Origin of the sequence: Duncaniella muricolitica (assembly GCF_910574735.1) — a bacterium.
GTDB lineage: Bacteria > Bacteroidota > Bacteroidia > Bacteroidales > Muribaculaceae > Duncaniella > Duncaniella muricolitica.
Window position 1 is genome coordinate 40,475 of the sequence record NZ_CAJTCF010000008.1, and the last position, 19,213, is coordinate 59,687.

Below are 19,213 nucleotides of genomic sequence, written 5' to 3' on the forward strand. Positions count from 1 at the left end.
GTTTTAGGTAAGAAGGTAAATTTAGGTTGGCTCCTTGTTTTGGCGAGTCTTCTTGTAATGAGTTTTGTAGGATTGCGTACCGATGCGCAGGAGGGACAGTTTGACTTGTCGGGTGACCATTTGTGGGCCAATGTGGCGTGGATGATTACTGCCACGATATTTGTGCTTATGATGACGCCGGGACTGTCATTCTTTTATGGTGGTATGGTTCGTAAGAAAAATGTCATCTCGACCATGTTGCAGAGTTTCATTGTAATGGGGTTTGTGAGTGTGATATGGGTGGTGTTTGGTTTCGGGCTTGCTTTTGGTGACGATATAGCCCATGTGATCGGTAACCCCATGGATTTCATAATGATGAAAAACGTCGGAGTCAGAAATGTCACCGATCCGTCGTCGGAAATGTCTCAGATAGGATTGGTGACTACAACCATACCACTGGCACTCTTTGCGTTGTTTCAGATGAAATTTGCCATCATCACACCGTCGCTCATCACGGGAGCATTTGCCGAGAGAGTGCATTTCTCGGGTTATCTGCTGTTTATGATACTTTGGACAGTGGTAGTGTATTGTCCGCTCGCCCACTGTACATGGCATCCTGAGGGTCTTTTCGGCATGATGCATGTCCATGACTATGCCGGTGGTATCGTAGTGCATGCCGCATCGGGAGTGGCCGCTCTTGCCGGAGCGATGTTTTTAGGCAAGCGCAGAGACGCAGGATCGGAAAACAAACCGGCCAATGTGCCGTTTGTGCTTCTTGGGGCAGCTCTCCTGTGGTTAGGCTGGTTTGGCTTTAACGGAGGCTCTTCACTTGCGGCCGACGGCATAGCCATATCGGCATTTCTAAATACCAATACCGCCGCAGCCGTGGCTATGGTGGGGTGGATAGCCCTTGATGCCATGCGCGGACGCAAACCCTCGGCGATGGGTGCAGCTATAGGAGCAGTGGTCGGACTGGTGGCCATCACGCCCTGTGCCGGCTGGGTCACAACAGGCCAGAGCATATTTATTGCGTTTTTTATCACTGTATGCTGCAACATGGCTGTGTCATGGAAAAGCTACAGCCGAGTGCTTGACGATGCGCTCGATGTATTCCCGACTCATGGGCTCGGCGGTATCATCGGCACGGTGCTCACAGGAGTATTTGCCTATGACTATTTTGCATCGTCTGATCCCGACATGATTTCGCGTGGTGAGTTTTTCCTCAACCACATCATTGTGCTCGGCATAGTGTTTGTCTACACTTTCAGCGTGAGCTACATGCTCTATTGGTTGACCGATAAGATGATACCCATGCGTGTGAGCAAGTGGAACGAGCGAGTCGGGCTTGATGCATCGCAGCACAATGAGGAATATGAGTCGGGAGCCTCGACCGAACTGCCTACGGAGGCCGACTGGTTCAGAGGAGTTGAAGAGAATTGAAAAAATCAGAAGTTATAAGATAATGCAGACACACCACAATCAGACACGTGGACTTTACGATTCCCGCTTTGAGCACGATGCGTGCGGCGTGGGATTGCTTGTCAATGTAAAAGGTATCAAAAGCCACCGACTGGTGGAGCAGGGCTTGCAGGTGCTCGAACATATGGTGCACCGCGGAGCCGAAGGGGCCGACCCGAAGACCGGCGACGGCGCGGGTATAATGGTACAGGTGCCCCATGAGTTTATATTGCTTCAGGGTATCCCTGTACCAGAGAAGGGACGTTACGGCACGGGACTCGTGTTTATGCCCAAGGATGAGGAGTCGCAGGCCATGATACTCGATGTGATAGAGCGCGAGGCCCTGCAGCTCGGACTCAAACTTATGGCTGTGCGCGACGTGCCTACCAATAACGAGCAACTCGGCTCGGTGGCCCGTTCGGCCGAACCGGCCATCAGGCAGATTTTCGTTTCGGACGAAGAGACAAACGACCCGATAGAGATACGTCTCTATCTTCTGCGCAAGGCTGTGGAGAAAAAAATAGCGGCCTCGGGCGATATTGCCGGCAAAGAGGAGTTTTACATTGTGTCGCTCTCTTCGCGTATCATAGTCTACAAGGGTATGCTTTCGAGCCTCCAGCTCAGATATTATTATCCCGACCTCATGAATCCGCGTTTCACGACGGCAATGGCACTCGTGCATTCGCGCTTTTCGACCAACACTTTTCCGACGTGGTCGCTGGCCCAGCCGTTCCGTATGCTCGGACATAACGGTGAAATTAACACCATACAGGGCAACCGACTGTGGATGAAAGCCCGTGAGGCTGTACTCAATGACGCGCCTTTCGGAGGCCGCGACATGACTCCGATAGTGCAGCCTGGCATGAGCGACTCGGCATCACTCGACAATGTGCTTGAGTATTTCGTCATGGCAGGAATGTCGCTTCCTCACGCTCTGGCCATGCTTGTGCCGGAGTCGTTCAATGACAAGAATCCCATCTCGCCCGAACTCAAGGCTTTCTATGAGTATCATTCCTGTCTGATGGAGGCCTGGGACGGTCCGGCGGCTCTGCTGTTCAGCGACGGCCGCTATGCCGGCGGTATGCTTGATCGTAACGGTCTGCGTCCGGCGCGCTATCTCATCACCAAAAACGACACGGTAGTGCTCGCCTCGGAAACAGGCGTGTTGCCATTTGATCCCTCGGAGATACGCGAAAAGGGGCGTCTGCGTCCGGGTAAGATGATGATGGCCGACATGCAGGAGGGCAAGATATATTATGATGACGAGCTGAAGGAACAGCTTGCGTCGCGTTTCCCTTATCGCGACTGGCTGTCACGCAACCGCATCAGCCTCGACTCCATCACTTCGGGACGTAAAGTGGCTGACAGTGTAGACGATTTCGCCCGCCTTAAAAGGGTATTTTTCTACAATCGCGAGGAGGTCGAGAAGATCATGACCCCGATGGCGGCCGATGGCAAGGAACCGGTCAACTCGATGGGAAAGGACACGCCTATCGCCGTGCTCTCGGAGTTGCCGCAGCTTATGTATACCTACTTCCGCCAGCATTTCGCGCAGGTGACCAATCCTCCTATCGACCCGCTGCGCGAGGAGCTGGTGATGAGTCTTGACAGTTATATCGGAGCCGTGAAGTTCTCGTTGACCGAACTGTCGCCCGACCTCTGCAAGATGGTGTTGCTCAAACGTCCGATAATTACCAACCGCGAGCTTGACCTGCTGTGCAATCTGCGCTACAAGGGCTTTATTACACGCAAACTCTCCATGACATTTCCGGTCAGCGAGGGTGCCGAGGGGATGGCCCGAGGGATTGAAAGGCTGTGTGAGGATGCCGAGAAGGCTGTCGACGAGGGGTGCAATTATGTGATATTGTCAGACCGCGGTGTGGATGCCAACAATGCTCCGATACCGGCTTTGCTCGCCACTTCGGCCGTGCATCATCATCTCATAGACAAAAAGAAGCGTGTCCAGACCGCTCTCGTGATAGAGACCGCCGATGCCCGCGAGGTAATGCACTTCGCGCTGCTTGTCGGCTATGGTGCTTCGGCCATCAATCCTTATCTGGCGTTTGCCGTGATTGACGATCTGGTGAAGCGTAAAGAGATACAGCTCGATTTTTCCACAGCATGCCATAATTTCATCAAGGCTGTCGACAAAGGGCTGCTTAAAGTGATGTCAAAAATGGGTATCTCGACGCTTACATCCTACAAAGGCGCGCAACTATTCGAGGCGATAGGTCTCTCTGACGCATTGTGTCGTAAATATTTCGGCGATACAGTGTCGAAGGTCGGGGGCATCGGTCTCGAGGCGATGACACGCGACATACTTATGGCGCATGCCGAGGCGTATGGCAAGGACTTTGACACGCAGGCTCCGCTCCCGTTTATCGGCCAGTATTCGTTTAGAAAGGATGGTGAGGAGCATGCCTGGAATCCCGAGACCATAGCTACGCTACAGCTTGCCACGCGTCTGGGGTCGTATAAGAAATTCAAGGAGTATACCGCTCTGATCGACAATAAGCCGGCTCCTATATTTATCCGAGACTTCCTCGAGTTTCGTCCCGGCACGCCGATACCTGTCGATGAGGTAGAATCGGAGGAGAATATCATGCGCCGTTTTGTTACGGGTGCCATGTCGTTCGGTTCCATCAGCCGTGAGGCCCACGAGGCGTTGGCTATAGCCATGAATGCCATAGGAGCCCGTTCCAACACCGGAGAGGGAGGCGAGGATGCCGCCCGTTTCGTTCCGAGAGAGGACGGCACATCGGCACGTTCGGCTATCAAGCAGGTGGCATCCGGACGTTTTGGCGTAACGGCCGAGTATCTTGTCAATGCTGATGAGATACAGATTAAAATAGCGCAGGGAGCCAAGCCCGGTGAGGGCGGCCAGTTGCCGGGATTCAAGGTTGACAAGATTATCGCCAAGACCCGTCATTCGATACCCGGACTTACACTCATTTCTCCCCCTCCTCATCATGACATCTATTCAATCGAAGACCTGGCCCAACTGATTTTTGACCTCAAGAATGTGAATCCGCAAGCCAAGGTGAGCGTCAAACTCGTCTCGGAGAGCGGTGTCGGGACCATCGCCGCCGGTGTGGCAAAGGCCAAGAGCGACCTGATAACCATCAGTGGCAGCGACGGCGGTACGGGTGCTTCGCCGGCAAGTTCCATACGCTATGCCGGTGTGCCGGTGGAGATAGGTCTGGCCGAGACTCAACAGACTCTTGTGATAAACAATCTGCGCGGACAGGTGAAACTCCAGGCCGACGGTCAGCTCAAGACCGGTCGTGATGTCCTCATCATGGCGATGCTTGGAGCCGAGGAATATGGATTTGCCACAAGTGCTCTGATAGTGCTCGGATGTGTCATGATGCGCAAATGTCACATGAACACATGTCCCGTAGGCGTGGCTACGCAAAATGAAGAGCTGCGCAAGCGTTTCATCGGGCGTTCGGAGTATGTGGTCAACTTCTTCCGCTTCCTTGCCCGCGACATACGCGAGACGATGGCCTCGCTCGGTGTGCGCAGACTGGATGATGTGATTGGTCGTGCCGATATGCTCTGTGTCAACGACAGGATGCGCGCCGCGCTGGCTCCGGGTCTCGATTTCAGCAAGATACTTTATATACCCGAGGAGGCTGCCGACAATGCTATAATAAATATTACAGAGCAGAAGCATGAGATCGAGCATGTGCTTGACCGCGAGATTATATCGCGCTCTTTCCCAGCACTGTCATCCGGCATGCCGGTTGAACTGGAGTTTCTCATCTGCAATACCGATCGCTCGGTCGGAGCGATGCTTTCGGGAGATGTGGCCAAGAAGTATGGCGAGAACGGACTGTCAGACGATACGATACGCTGTACATTCAAGGGTTCGGCCGGACAGAGCTTCGGAGCGTTTCTGGCGCATGGTGTCTCGTTCAGGCTTGAAGGCGATGCCAACGACTATGTAGGCAAGGGGCTTTCGGGCGGCAAGATTGTGATAGTCCCACCCGTCGGGTCGGCCTTTGCTCCTGAGGATAATATAATTGCCGGAAATACGCTGCTCTACGGAGCCACATCGGGCGAGATTTATATCAACGGTCGGGTAGGGGAGCGATTCTGCGTGCGCAACTCGGGTGCCACTGCCGTGGTGGAGGGTGTAGGCGACCATTGCTGCGAGTATATGACCGGTGGCAGGGTAGTTGTGCTTGGCACGACCGGACGAAACTTTGCGGCCGGTATGAGTGGCGGCATTGCTTATGTATGGAATCCTAATGGCGACTTTGACTATTTCTGCAATATGGAGCTTGTGGAACTCTCGCTGATTGAAAATGTATCGGACAACCGCGAGTTGCACCGTCTGGTATCGGCCCACTACAAGCATACCCGCTCGCCCCTGGCTGCGAGGATGCTTGACGACTGGGATACATACGTGGGCCAATTCCTTAAAGTGATTCCCATAGAGTATAAAAAGGTGCTCGAAGCTGAGAGGAAGAGTTAAAAAACAGTATTATAAAAAGTAGATTAAGAAAAAATGGGAAACCCCAAGGCTTTTCTGAATATATCGCGCAAAGAGGGCGGTTATCGTCCGAAAGAAGAGCGCGTGAAGGATTATAACGAGGTGGAGATGCGCCTTAATGCCGTGGAACGTTGCGAACAGGCGTCGCGCTGCATGGAGTGTGGTGTGCCTTTTTGCCACTGGAGCTGTCCGCTCGGCAACCGTCAGCCAGAATGGCAGGACCGTCTCTATATGGATGACATCGAGGGGGCATATGCGCTTCTGTCGATGAGCGATGACTTTCCTGAATTTACAGGGCGCGTGTGTCCGGCTTTGTGTGAGAAGGGTTGTGTGCTCAACAAGCAGCATGAAGCTGTGACAGTGCGTGAAAATGAGCTTGCCATCGTGGAGCGGGCGTTTGCCGAAGGGCGTGTGAAGCCTCAGCCTCCGACTCAGCGTACGGGCAAACGGGTGGCAGTGATAGGCTCCGGACCTGCCGGACTCGCATGTGCCAATCAGCTCAACCGTCGCGGACACAGTGTGACCGTCTTTGAGAAGAATGAGGCTCCCGGGGGATTGCTCCGGTTTGGTATCCCTGACTTTAAACTCGACAAAAGTGTCATTGACCGTCGTGTAGCACTGATGGAGGCCGAGGGGGTAGAGTTTCGATGCGGTGTGAATGTAGGCCGTGACATCAAGGCAACACAACTGCTCGAAGACTATGACGCCGTGTGTCTGGCTATCGGGGCTGAAGAGCCGCGTGACCTTAGGGTCGAGGGGCGCGAACTCAAGGGTGTGCACTTCGCCCTTGAACTGCTCCGGCAGCAAAACCGCGTCAATGCCGGCCGTAAGTTTACCGAAAAAGAACGTGTGACAGCCAAAGGGAAAAATGTCCTTGTGATAGGCGGTGGCGACACAGGCAGTGACTGTGTGGGCACATCGCATCGACAGGGAGCCATCTCGGTAACGCAGATAGAGATAATGCCCAAACCTCCGGTAGATGATAATCCCGACACGCCGTGGCCCTACTGGCCTGTGGTGCTTAAGACCTCAAGCAGCCATGAGGAGGGGTGTGACCGTCGTTGGCTTCTTGATACTCGCCGTTTCATCCCGGACGACAAGGGGTGTGTAAGCGAAGTTGAGGTTGAAGAGGTAGAGTGGGAAAAAGATTCTTCTAACGGCCGTATGAATCTTGTGCACACGGGGCGTAAGTCGACAATCAAAGCCGAACTCGTGCTTCTGGCTATGGGATTCACCAATCCGCTCGCTGAAGGTCTGCTTGACCAGCTCGGTGTCGAAAAGGATGCGCGCGGCAATGTAAAGGTTGATCCGTTGACGCACGCCACCGATGTGGATAAAGTTTTTGCAGCAGGTGATGTGGCATCAGGAGCATCTCTCGTTGTAAGATGCATCGCAGCCGGCCGTGATGCGGCCAAAGGCATCCATGCATATCTTAGTACAGCCAACTGATGATGTAGCTATATACTGTTGGAGCACGACGGCGGTGTCGGAAAAGTGGGTAGTCACACATTTTTTGTCATCGCTGTCGTGATTTTTATATCAGTGAATGTAAAAATCGGAAATTCCACTCAAAATTTCCTGAAATAATCTCATCAATAAAACACTGTTTTTGTATGATACAATGGTCATGGCTTCATCAAGAGCACAAGAAGTAACAAAAGAGAGCAAAAAAAGTTTGTCTTTCGCGGAGTGATGTAATGCATTGGCGTATAGGTGGTAGACGCGATTTTAACCGTATCGTGTTCAAAAAAGTGAAATTTTTTTTGAAAAATAATTGTCGAAAAATTTGCAGGAACCAATAAAAGTCCATACCTTTGCAACGCAAAAGAGAAAAACACGGTGCCATAGCTCAGTTGGTAGAGCAAAGGACTGAAAATCCTTGTGTCCCCGGTTCGATTCCTGGTGGCACCACCTCAAAAATCGCTAATAATCTAAATTACAGATTGTTAGCGATTTTTCATTCAGTCACTATTCTGCAAAGTCACTACAAAAGTCACTATCAATATCGCGTTTGAATGGCCTTGGACGGTGCTGAACGGTAACGAATGAAAGGGAACTGAATTCTTTAACAAAATTTAATTCAACATGGCGATACTTAGGAGTATTCTTCATCTAACCGTAAACGATTTTCAACTGTGCGACATCATTAACGGAAGAAGAGTGCTCTTTAATGTAAATATCACACCAGAGAATTGTCAACAGATAGTTAGTTGCGACGAGAATGGCACGCCATATAGATTCCATGAAGATTTTATTCCAGTAAGATTTACTCATCAGCTATTCGAAAGCATCCATTCGGTACTGAAAGGAGAGAAGTGCTTGGTGGAAATAAAAGGGATAAAAGTTTGGAAATCCGCTAAGAAAGGGGTTGTTTCAACCAATCCATATTTTGAATATCATGTTTCCTATACATTAGGTAAGACAATTTGGTCTTCTTCGAGAACAGACTATGTGATTCGATAGTCATGTTTCAGTATATATATATATTTAAGTATGTGCGTGAACATTCCGGTATAGTTGAAGGTTTTGATTGTTGTGGGTTAATGAAGGCCCTCACGATTCCACTTTTAATTTATGAAGATTCAGCCCGGAACTATAACACACGAGAGATTCAAGGAACTTATCAAAGAGTGGCTTGACAGCCACCGAGAGGAATACTGCGCTTTCGCCAATGAGATAAGCGGACGCGACCGACAAGGATTTCAAGTAATATTCCAATACGCCCAGATTATTGCGCCGCAATATGCGTCCGCCCTTATGTCGCATATCGCCGACGGTGGCGAAGACAGTATCGGCTCTCTTGAAAAGGTGCTTGCCGATGCAGACATAGGTACGTCAATTCTCAACGACTTTCAGTCCGGCAATCCGGAGTCCATTGTCCCTGCTATGTTGGCGTGGCTATATTTCGGTCAGAGTTGGGAAGTGATGGTTGCCTACAACGAGGATCTGATCCAAGAGAAAAGTTCAGGCTTCCTGTCACGTTGCATGGCACGACTCATAATCCGCGCCGCCATCAAAAGGAGCATAGCACTCGGTCACCGCACAAAAGAGGATTGGGAGAAATTCCGTCAGGTGCAGAAATCAATGGGGCTGACATTGCCTGTGACAGACTCCACTATGCCGGAGTTTGACAATGATATTGAAGCGGAAGATACAGTTGTGGATACGACTGAAGAAGCCGCGACCTCCGAGAAAAAAGAGGAAGCCATCAAGATGCCTGCTCAACGGGGCAGAAAGAGAATCCGCAAGCCGCTTGAGGAATTGATACCGACCAATACCGATAAAATAATTGACGGGATTGCACGGGTCATCAGACAGCATTCCAAAGGCAACCATCTTGCCCTGCTGTTTATATTCTTGAAGGAAGGTTCACATATCGAGGACTGCGACATCACCACTTTCCACGATGCCCTGAATGAAAAATTTACGGAGCATAAGTTTGTCGGCGTAAGAAGTGTGCAGAAGGCGCACAATGAATTGCTCATGCCTATGGGCGGAGGTAAAAGGATTATCGACATAGGACAGTCCAAAAAGGATTTTGAAATGATAACGCAATTATTTGAGAAGGCCGTTGCCTGAAAACATACAACCCAACTGATTTTACAAAGGAACTGAAGCCATCTGACCCTATCGGTCGGGTGGCTTTTCCTGTTTTCCGGCGAGTGGCTCTGAAACCGTTTATTTCGTTTTATTCGTTTAATTAAATGAACGAAATTAAACGAATTTATTTTGCTGATTTGCAGCGTTATAACTATTGCAAAGCGGGCAGTTGCCCATTATCTTTGCACCGCCGTTCCAGACGGGAGCGGTGGCCGAACGGTTTATAACGCCCGCCGAAACCGTTTGGTCCTAACAATCCGGCGGCATCAGTATTTGCCTATGCAAAATCTTTTAGAGTTAGTTAAAAGCGGAGTCACCGGGATTACCATCAGCGTCACCCCCGAAGACCTGCTGTTCTTGGTGAACCAGACCATCGCGGCAGCGAAAGCGGAGCTGCTCACCCCAATGGTGTGCGCGGCACAGGAAGCCCTGCTGTCGAAGAAGGAGGTGATGGAGAAATTCGGAGTGTGCCACACCACGCTTTGGAACTGGGGAAGAAACAAAATCCTCGTTCCTGTCAAGGTCGGCAAGAAAGCGTTTTACCGCCAGAGCGATGTGGCCCGCGTAATCGCCGAGCGTGGCGCGAGATCTTAATCCTTGAACACTATGGAGAACAACGAGATCAAGGAAGACCGCTTTGTGCGGATTGCCACTACCTACTACAAGACCGTCATGCGCCCCAACGCTATGGGCGAACTGTCGGAGTGCCGTATGCCGTGGAGCATATAGACTATTCGGCAGGACTACGGCAAGGACTTTCTTGCCAACATTCCCAAGTATGACGGCTTCTGCTGTGTTCCGGCACACATCGACTACAAGCCCGTTGTCGGCACATTCCTCAACCGTTACTCACCAATCAGCCATATCCCCATGCCGGGAGAGTGGCCGACAATCGAGGCTCTTGTGCGGCATATTTTCGGAAGCCAGTACGACCTCGGTCTTGACTATCTGCAACTGCTCTACACGATGCCGTTGCAGAAACTTCCGATACTCCTTCTTGTGTCGGAGGAAAGAAATACGGGTAAATCCACATTCCTCAACTTTCTCAAAGCATTGTTTGAGGCCAATGTGACCTTCAACACAAACGAAAGCTTCCGCAGTCAGTTCAACTCGGATTAGAACGGCAAACTTATCATCGTGGTCGATGAGGTGTTGCTCAACAAGCGCGAGGACTCCGAACGGCTGAAAAAACTTTCCACCACCTACCGCTACAAGATGGAGGCGAAAGGTCAAGACCGCGAGGAGGTGAGTTTCTTCGCAAAGTTCGTGCTTTGCTCCAACAACGAGTATCTGCCTGTTGTCATCGATCCCGGCGAAACGCGCTATTGGGTCAGGAAGATTGAACGGCTGCAACACGATGACACGGCATTTCTCGACAAGGTAAAAGCCGAGATACCCGCGTTTCTGTACCATCTTTCTGAGCGACCGTTATCCACCACCGAGAAAAGCCGTATGTGGTTTGACCCTGCACTGACCGACACCGAGGCATTGCAGCGGATAATCCGCGCCAACCGCAACCGCGTGGAGATAGAGCTCGCCGAGCTGCTTATGGACATAATGGTGACGAAGAATGTGGATGCCGTGTCATTCTGCATTAACGACATTCTTAACCTCTTCGACTACCAACGGGTCAAGGCAGACCGAACTGCACTGAGAAAGGTGATACAGGAGTGTTGGAAATTATCTCCATCTCCCAACTCGCTTCATACACGACATACCAGATAGGAGTTTTTCTCAACGAACCTGCATACGTTGAGAGCCGCAAGGTTGGACGCTTCTACACCGTCACCCGGCAGATGCTTGAGAACCTTTAATTTTTTTCTCGTTGGATTAGATAATTTGATGAATTGATGAAAAGGTATATAAGAGCATAGCAGTCAATGGCTTTTCTTCTCATCGCCCATTCATCATCGGCTCAACAATGATTAGAACCACCGAAAAGAAAAAATATCGGAAATGAATTTCTCTTTTGACCCGTTTACTTCTTCTTTTCGTTGGTATAAAAATATTGATGAAATGCCGATGAGAAAATAACGAACTATTCAGCAGATAGTTACACCCTCTCTTCATCGAATTATCAATTTCAACACAATCATCAGTTGCTGGGCAAACGCAGCGACAGGAAAGCGCGACACCACGGAACTGAAATTGTCGGAAAATCCGGCGTATTCACAAACTCTTCAAACCAGATATAAGTATGAAACATATTCAGCAAGTAAATTCCGTGCCTGATTCAACTCAGTTGAACGGCACACCCGATAACTCCGTGAAGCAACCCAAATCGTCCAACAAGAAGAAATCGGCTAAATCAGCAGTTTCAGTTGAGTCGGTGAACCCGGTTGACAACACAAATCAAGTTGCCCGGATGCAATCACCCCAACTGTTCACTGATGAAATCGGCATTGCCGATGAAACAAAGCCGGCGACTCAATCAGATGAACCGGGTGCAACCCATACGAGATACCAATCATGTGTCACCGATATACTGAAGAAATCGGATAGAACTGATGAAACCAATATGTCGGCTGAAACAAACGTAGTGGTTGAACCAAGTACAACCGATTTATCGGATGTAGCCGTTGAGCCAACTTCAACGGTTGAACTTGACGCAACCGATACAGTCATTACACCGAGTGCAACGACTGCAACCGTTCAACCCGATACATCGGATGCGCCCGATGAAGCCAAGGCAACGAGGATGAGCCGCAAGCAGAGCCGCGAGGAACTTGACAGCTACAAGGCTGCCTATCTCGCGCCGTTCAAAATCAGCAAGCGTCACACTGTCGTTCTTGACGATGACCTTTGGAACGAGCTTGACTACATCGTGCGTCGCATCGGTGACAGCAAAGCGAACACCACCGCCTACGCCAATTCCATAATCAGCAACCACCTCGCCGAGATCCGGCAGAAAGTGGAAGCGTGGCGCAAGCTCTGAAAATCGCAGTGAACCACTGCACCCGGTACACCGTGGGGCAGCTTCACAAGAAACGGAGTGAATTGGGAAGGCAAGGATATGTTTCGGGATTTCTTTTTCTCCGAAAACGAAACCCGAAACTGCGCGGAACAAGCCGCTCTTTGCCTTCCCCCATTACAATCAATTAAATGACTTCAACAATGAAAGTGACCCATACAAACAAGGGCGGTCGCCCCTCCAAGCCGACCGAAGAGAGAAGGAACCGTGTCGTGACAATCAAGCTGACCGAGGCCGAATACTCCGACCTCCGCAAGAGGGCAAAAGCCTCCGGCGTGAAGATTGCCGAGTTCGTCAGGCACGGGGCGTTCCGGCTCACAATCGTCAGCAGACTGACGGAAACCGAGATGAAAATCTCACAGCAAATACTGCGCCTAAGCCCTGATTTCAATCAGGCTATAACGTGGTTGAACACCCTGAAAATGCACAGGGCGGCGCAGAAACTACTAAAAGTAATCGACACACTCTGGGAAATTCTCGGAAAATTAAGACCAAACAGGGAGGCTGACTATGTTTGCAAGAATACTTAAAAGCGGTTCGTTTCATGATGTCGTGGGGTATGTCACACGCGAGTTCCACGACAAAAAAGAGTACACACCTGACACTTGGCGTATCATTGACAGCGGCGATATTCTCACTCTCGACTATCGCCGAATGGTACAGTCATTTGAGGCGGCGCACGGTTTCATGCCCGATAAGGAAGCCCCTGCCGGACATATATCCATCAGTTTTGACAAGGCGGACGCACCGAGGCTGACCGATGATTTCATGGCAAAACTCGCAAAGGAGTATATGCAAGGCATGAGCATAACCGATACTCAATACCTTGTCGTGCGCCATTTGGAAACGGAACATCCGCATTTCCATATCGTCTATAACCGCGTGAATATGTCGGGAAAGGCGGTCAATGAGCGCAACAATTTCAAGCGGAGCGACAAGGTTGTGAAAGACATTAAAGACAAATACGGCCTCACATACTCGCCGCTGAAGCAGAAATATGAGGACAAAATTCCGGAGTTCCGTGACAAGATACGCGCCGCAATCTATGGGTGCAAATCTTGGGATGAGTTCATGCGTCGGCTTGACTGCGCAGGGATTGAGGTCAGGTTCCATGATGACCGCGACACCGGAAAACATATCGGCGTGAAGTTTACCGACGGTGACATAACGGTGAACGGCAGCAAGATTGACCAACATTTCACCTATCGCCGACTTAACAACCTGTTTGAATTGAACCGCAAGCAGGGTCAAAGCGAGAGGTCTGTGGCGCAGCCGAAAGTAGTCTATCGGCAACAAGAACCGCCGAAACAGCAGAATGTTGTCGAGGCGGTTGCGGAGGCAGTCATCGGAAACGGTCTGGATCTGTTCAAGGTCGGACCCGGCTACGACCCGCAGGAAGAGGCATTTGCTCGTGAGATGAACAGACGTAAAAAGAAGAAAAAAGGAATTAGATTTTAGAAACTATGGCAAACATGTATGATACCGTCAAAAAACAAGGCGAGCAGCTTGACGGACTGCAAAGGAAGGTAACCGACAACACGGAGCGCATCGCGACACTTGAAACCCGGTCACAGGCAACGCCTCCGCCTCAATCGGCGGCTGCGCCGGAAATAACTGTTGTTGTGCCTGACAACGTAGCTACGAAGGAATCCCTTTCTAAATTGCTGGAAAAGGGATTGACAGCCCAAACAAAAATCACGGTGAAGACCGTCACCGAAGGCATCTGGCCGATAGTGGAAAAGATGTCAAATCCCGTCATTGACGAAGACACGCTTGAGAAAGTCGCACAGAAATGCGCCGACAAAGCGTTCGCAAAGCGATACTCCAAGTTGGAGGATTCTGCCGAAAGGTTAAACTATCGCGTCCGCAACCTCTCCAACGGTACGATATGGGCATCAATCCCCCGGTGGTTCTATATCTTCTTCGCTGTCTCCCTTTTATTCAATATTGTGTTCGGCTATGGCTTCTTCTATCTTCTTGGTCAAAACGACAAACTCACGGAGGTGGAATGGCTATACCGTAGAGAACGGACTCTCTATAAATCCGAAGAAGAACTCCGGTTATTACTGAACCATGAGAGAGAATTTTTGACTGGCACACCCCAAGAGCAGGACAGCATCAAGAACCTTATCCGCCATCGGGAGCATAAAAACGAAACCGACAAGACTTTCCTCTACTTTAATCCGACCGAAAAATAGTTCGGGCTAAATAGTAAAGACCACCGAGAAATGAATATCATTTTTTTCGGTGGTCTTTTTTTGATGCGAATCCCGACATTTTCCGGGAGCCGCAGGGTTTGGTATGATTAGCTGTTTTTTCAATTTTTCTTTTTGGGACGGCCACCAAGCACAAATCCCAATGAAAGACTAAAGTTGTTATATCCTTTTCGACATAGATTAAGCTGTGCGCATACTCTTATATGATAGAGAAACTCAACACCGATTCTTGGAGCTGCATAAAAGGACGTACCTTTTGTCGGAAAATATTTGTCTCCCACTACGTCATTGAAGCCAGCGCCTAACGCCATTCCCGCGAATGGATTTATCTTGGTACCTTGACGCAAATTATAGTCGCCTGTCAGAGCTAATGCAAGAGTACGGTTGCTTTGCCAGCGGTCATAGCCGTCATTATACAGATGCTCATATCCGCGTCTTGCGGTGGAGAGATCAAGCATCAGTCCGCAATCCCACGGAGTACCTTTGATGTTGTAACGACCCTCAATGCCGAGAGAGGCGCTTATTTGCGCTTTCCCTGTATGGTAGCCACCAATCGGGGTAGTCAAACCGGCTCTGATTTCTCCTTCAAGCATTTGAACTACCGGAGTTTCTGCAACTATCTTATTGCAAGATAACAGCACTATAAATATCAGCAAAATAATTACTTTTTTTATATTCTTCATCTTCCTGCGAAAAAAGTATAATAAAAATGTCAGAATTGATAGCCTATGGACAGGAATATGTTTTGGCTCAATTCCTTTTTCGGGACCCAAAATTTTGAGCCATTTTGCAGCGTCACATTCCTGCGTCCGGAGTAATAGTCGAGGTTGGAAATGCCATATCCGGCACCAACCACAAAGCAGTCAAAAGCGACATTAATAGATAGCCTTGCGTTCCAATAAAACCATTTAAGCCCTTTGTTTGGAAACTTCATGTAATCTACCATTGTACCAACATCCCCTTTTATATCATAGATGTCGTATGTAAGTGAATTCCTGAAAGGACAGGCAAGACTGATTCCCGGCTCGGCTTGAAGCCACAACCGTATGTATTCTTTATTTTTCAAAAGATTTGGAGATTTGAAAATTACAGTTGGTTTGAAAATAATCCAAGCAATATTCTTCTCATTATCCGTCAAACTTGCCTCTTTGCCGTTTATTGTGGTCTGTCTGCTTGGTTGATTATATTGAGAGGTCAACTCCATGCCGAAAGCCACACCCATGTATTTATGAAAGTGCCATGCGATAGACGGCTCTATCGACCATGCCTGATCGTTGTTAAGGTAGATACCGCCGTAAAGCGTCGCGGTAAACGGATTTTTTTCTTTCTGAGCGAAGATTTCCAGTGATGGCAACAATAAAGCAAAAAGTATCAAAAATTTCTTCATATCCGTTTTATTTCAAGATTGCGGAGGCTGCGCCTGATTGTTCACCTACTTCATTGCCGCGTTGTACTTTCTTGCCGTAGCCGAATGTATAAGTGGCGGTGAAGTTTATGCGAGGGTGTGATGATGTACCGATGATAGTCTGCTGTTCGTTATAATATGGTGAGGCTGTTGTATTGGTCGCACCGTCCCAGCCTTTATTGAAGAAGTTGGCTGCCATTACGCGCAAATTCCAATTGGCGTTTGCCCAACCGACAGTCACACTATGGAAATTCCGACCTTTATTTATCCGGGGAGAAGAAGTGAACATGCTTTTCTTAGGACTCTCGTAATAGGCTTGGAAATAGAAGCTGTCGAGATAATAGCTTGCCTGAGCCGTCACTCGGAACGAATTGCAGTTATCGTTAAAAATGCCGGTTGATTTGTAGAATGATTGACTGGGATTGGCATAGAGCTGGAGTTTTCCGTTGAGCAGTTTCCAGTTAGCAGCCAATCCAATCTCACCGTTGAGATAATCGCCGTCGTTGATATATGACCGTAACAGGGCTTTACCATCCTGATATGGTGTATAGACAAGCAACTGACGGTCATACATACCGAAATAGCGTCCGTAGGCACTCATGCCGAAAGCGTTTGACGGCATCCATGTATATGCGAGGTTCACTGTTGTGTGTCTGCAATTTTCCAATAATGGATTGCCGGTAATATACATAAGTTCATTATCTCGGAGTAAATCTGAAGATTTCTCCGATATGCCGGGGCTGTTTGTAGCATACTGGAAATAGGCGGAGAAACTGTTTCGCTGATTCGGGACATACCGCACATTTATGTGTGTGAACGGATACGTGTCACTGTTCGTCTTTCCATTTATATCGCTGTTTTCCCAAGCGAAACCGGCATCAAGGTTGACCGATATTTTCTGTGTCTGGAAATTATAGCCGACCATTCCTGCGGCAAAAGCGTTATGGAATCTGTCTCTATATCCGTTGTCGCCGGTGTATTCAAGACGGTTGATGTTGTCACCACCATTGCCTCCTAACATAATGGAATGTTTCTGCCCTAAACTTTTTCTGATATACAAATTCAGACGATAGTTGTAAGCATCCTCTTTGGCATGGCGGTATATCGTGGGCTGAGATGATGCCGCGTAATCGGTATAGTCATTGCCGTGGGTATAGTTGAACGACGGCGAGAAATCAATCGAAAAGCCCTTTGGTAAAGCGAAGAAATATGTTCCTGAATAAGCGACTGAATTGGAACGGTTCGGATTCTTTCTGTCAAAAGAATATCCCTGAGCAGAATTTGGTGAATACTCCAGTTTGCCGGAATATTCATTGGTTGGCACGCCTAAGTTTGTAAACGCAAGCAGATTGCGTATCTGAATCTTGTCGCTATTGTAGGTGGCGCGGAAAGTAACGGGATATTGATTCTGCTTATAATGTGATGATTCAAGAGTCTCCTTGCGTGTTACGGAATATTCCTTGCCGTCGTTATCAGTAAGGCGGTAGATGCCCTCAGTCGTGTTGCCAATATGATGGTTGTTCCAGTTATTGGCACCGGCAAACAGGTCGTAAGTCATCTTCTTGTAAGTAAACTTCGAGAAAATGTTGACACGGCTTGACAGACCTACAAGGAAATTTTCATTTGCTGTGATTTTGGTATAACCGCCGTAGGCGTATTCCTGCACTATGATATTGATTACTCTCTCTGCTCCACGGAAACGAGGGTCGGTAGGAAATTCCAGATATTCCACACGCCTCACATCAGCTGTGCGCAGTCCCTCCATTTCCTCTTTTGAGGCTTCAAGGAAGTTGATGTAAATGGCTACGTTGCCACCGACATTGTCTGTCACGGTCTCATCAATCGGATTTATCCTTATTTGAGGAATGGCCATCTGCCGGAGAAGATCCACGGCATTTTGAGCCGCGTTCTTCTGCTTACCTGTAGGAGTGTATGTTGACTTTGTCGATGAAGTGCGTTGCATTTGTGCTTGCACTACTACTTCATTAAGTTCTTGCGACTTTATGGTGTCGGTGACCTCCTGTGCTTTCACTGAAAACGATGAAAACACTACAAGGGATGATATGATAAGTCTGGTTTTCATTTGCTTGTCGGGCGGGCTTTATATTTATAGAATGTGGTTGTTTGATTGGGGATAAGTACCGGGTCGTGGGTTGACCATTGCACCCACAATTCCGTTGGTGTGAGCTTTTTGATAAGCCAATAGCCATCCATTGCATTTCCGGCTGTCTGAATGACAGCGAAATTCTCAGTAGTGAAAGTCCATTGAAAATATCTTACATTCTCTTTCACGGTTTCATCTTTCAAAGAGCCGACAGCAAACCAGCCTTTCCCTTTAAGGTCGAAATAATATATGGACGTTCTATCTTCAATGACTTGCTCGTTTCCGAGCCCGTAATCAGCATATACCTCAACCCACTCGTTCCCAGTCAGCATTGACAAGGTGTTTTCCTGACCCTCGTCAAGATAGCCCGTGCGCCCTTCGCATGAAGAAAGGCACACAAGCAATATGGTAAGAAGTGATAATACTACCGCTTTCATTCTGAAATTGTGACGGACAGCGTTCCGTCGCCGACAAGATTTTTGCCTTTGAGTGACATTGACTGATTACCTTCTCCAGTGTATATTCGATAAAAGGAAGCATGGCAGGGAGATTGCACTCCGGCCACAATGACAGTGCCGGCATCAGAATCGGAAGATATACCGAATGAAAGTTGGTATAGATAGAACTTGGAAAGACTGTTTGCAGAAATAGTCATTGTCATTGATTCGGGAGCATGGAAATAGCGTGGTTCCAACTGTGTACCGTCAAAAAGCAACTGAACAAGGTTAGCACCGCTTCTTGATTGTGTGAAAGCCTTATTTATCTCAATCTTATTATCGCCATTAATCTTAATGAGATAAGTATGTTTTATTAAAGAATTAATGCAATGAAATCCATTTTCAAACGTTATTGTCTTACATATACTTATCTCTCCAATTATGTCAAGACAAGCAACGAAGATAAATATAAGCGAGGAGCAACGAACTGCTCTGGAAAATGGATACCGGAATGGCTCTACCCACTCGTTCCGGATGCGATGCCT

At 48.7% G+C, this 19,213-nt stretch carries 13 protein-coding genes, 1 tRNA gene and 1 pseudogene; 11 read left to right on the forward strand and 4 right to left on the reverse strand.

Features of this window, described 5'->3' with window-relative positions; all coding sequences use genetic code 11:
* Positions 1-57 precede the first annotated feature (57 nt).
* The 11 genes and pseudogenes from QGT73_RS03105 (at position 58) to QGT73_RS03155 (ending at position 14,704) form a co-directional block, all read left to right on the forward strand.
* Positions 58-1,419, forward strand: a complete 1,362-nt coding sequence (locus tag QGT73_RS03105) for an ammonium transporter (protein WP_280121382.1) — start codon at positions 58-60, stop codon at positions 1,417-1,419.
* 22 nt (positions 1,420-1,441) lie between these two features.
* Entirely contained in the window at positions 1,442-5,917 is a 4,476-nt protein-coding gene (gene gltB / locus QGT73_RS03110; protein ID WP_280121383.1) for a glutamate synthase large subunit, read from the forward strand.
* Positions 5,918-5,950: 33 nt separating this feature from the next.
* Positions 5,951-7,384 (forward strand): glutamate synthase subunit beta, encoded by a 1,434-nt coding sequence (locus QGT73_RS03115; RefSeq protein ID WP_280121384.1) that lies wholly within the window; start codon positions 5,951-5,953, stop codon positions 7,382-7,384.
* A gap of 389 nt (positions 7,385-7,773) precedes the next feature.
* Positions 7,774-7,846: transfer RNA gene (locus tag QGT73_RS03120), tRNA-Phe, on the forward strand.
* Between the two features lie 663 nt (positions 7,847-8,509).
* Positions 8,510-9,514, forward strand: coding sequence for a DUF6043 family protein (locus QGT73_RS03125; RefSeq protein ID WP_280121385.1), 1,005 nt, complete (start codon positions 8,510-8,512; stop codon positions 9,512-9,514).
* A gap of 300 nt (positions 9,515-9,814) precedes the next feature.
* Positions 9,815-10,129 (forward strand): helix-turn-helix transcriptional regulator, encoded by a 315-nt coding sequence (locus QGT73_RS03130; RefSeq protein WP_280121386.1) that lies wholly within the window; start codon positions 9,815-9,817, stop codon positions 10,127-10,129.
* Positions 10,130-10,141: 12 nt separating this feature from the next.
* Positions 10,142-11,349 (forward strand): annotated as a pseudogene (locus QGT73_RS03135) (primase-helicase family protein).
* 704 nt (positions 11,350-12,053) lie between these two features.
* Positions 12,054-12,470 carry a DUF3408 domain-containing protein gene (locus tag QGT73_RS03140; protein ID WP_280121387.1) on the forward strand — a complete coding sequence of 139 codons (417 nt, stop codon included), beginning with the start codon at positions 12,054-12,056 and terminating at the stop codon, positions 12,468-12,470.
* 167 nt (positions 12,471-12,637) lie between these two features.
* The gene (locus QGT73_RS03145) at positions 12,638-13,036 is read left to right on the forward strand and encodes a plasmid mobilization protein (protein WP_280121388.1); all 399 of its coding nucleotides are present in this window, start codon (positions 12,638-12,640) and stop codon (positions 13,034-13,036) included.
* Positions 13,017-13,964 (forward strand): relaxase/mobilization nuclease domain-containing protein, encoded by a 948-nt coding sequence (locus tag QGT73_RS03150; protein WP_280121389.1) that lies wholly within the window; start codon positions 13,017-13,019, stop codon positions 13,962-13,964. Before QGT73_RS03145 ends, QGT73_RS03150 begins: the two co-directional genes overlap by 20 nt.
* Positions 13,965-13,969: 5 nt before the next feature.
* Entirely contained in the window at positions 13,970-14,704 is a 735-nt protein-coding gene (locus tag QGT73_RS03155; RefSeq protein ID WP_280121390.1) for a hypothetical protein, read from the forward strand.
* Between the two features lie 119 nt (positions 14,705-14,823).
* Here the strand turns inward: QGT73_RS03155 and QGT73_RS03160 are convergent, their stop codons facing one another.
* Genes QGT73_RS03160 through QGT73_RS03175 form a run of 4 tightly spaced genes read right to left on the reverse strand, consistent with a single transcriptional unit; the run spans position 14,824 to position 18,668 of the window.
* On the reverse strand, positions 14,824-15,405 hold the full coding sequence (locus tag QGT73_RS03160; protein ID WP_280121391.1) for a hypothetical protein: 582 nt from the start codon (positions 15,403-15,405) through the stop codon (positions 14,824-14,826).
* A 29-nt stretch (positions 15,406-15,434) separates the two neighbouring features.
* The gene (locus tag QGT73_RS03165) at positions 15,435-16,109 is read right to left on the reverse strand and encodes a hypothetical protein (protein ID WP_123406631.1); all 675 of its coding nucleotides are present in this window, start codon (positions 16,107-16,109) and stop codon (positions 15,435-15,437) included.
* A 7-nt stretch (positions 16,110-16,116) separates the two neighbouring features.
* The gene (locus QGT73_RS03170) at positions 16,117-18,210 is read right to left on the reverse strand and encodes a TonB-dependent receptor (RefSeq protein WP_123406633.1); all 2,094 of its coding nucleotides are present in this window, start codon (positions 18,208-18,210) and stop codon (positions 16,117-16,119) included.
* Positions 18,207-18,668, reverse strand: a complete 462-nt coding sequence (locus QGT73_RS03175) for a hypothetical protein (protein ID WP_123406635.1) — start codon at positions 18,666-18,668, stop codon at positions 18,207-18,209. The genes QGT73_RS03170 and QGT73_RS03175 overlap by 4 nt, the downstream gene beginning before the upstream one ends.
* Positions 18,669-19,213 lie beyond the last annotated feature (545 nt).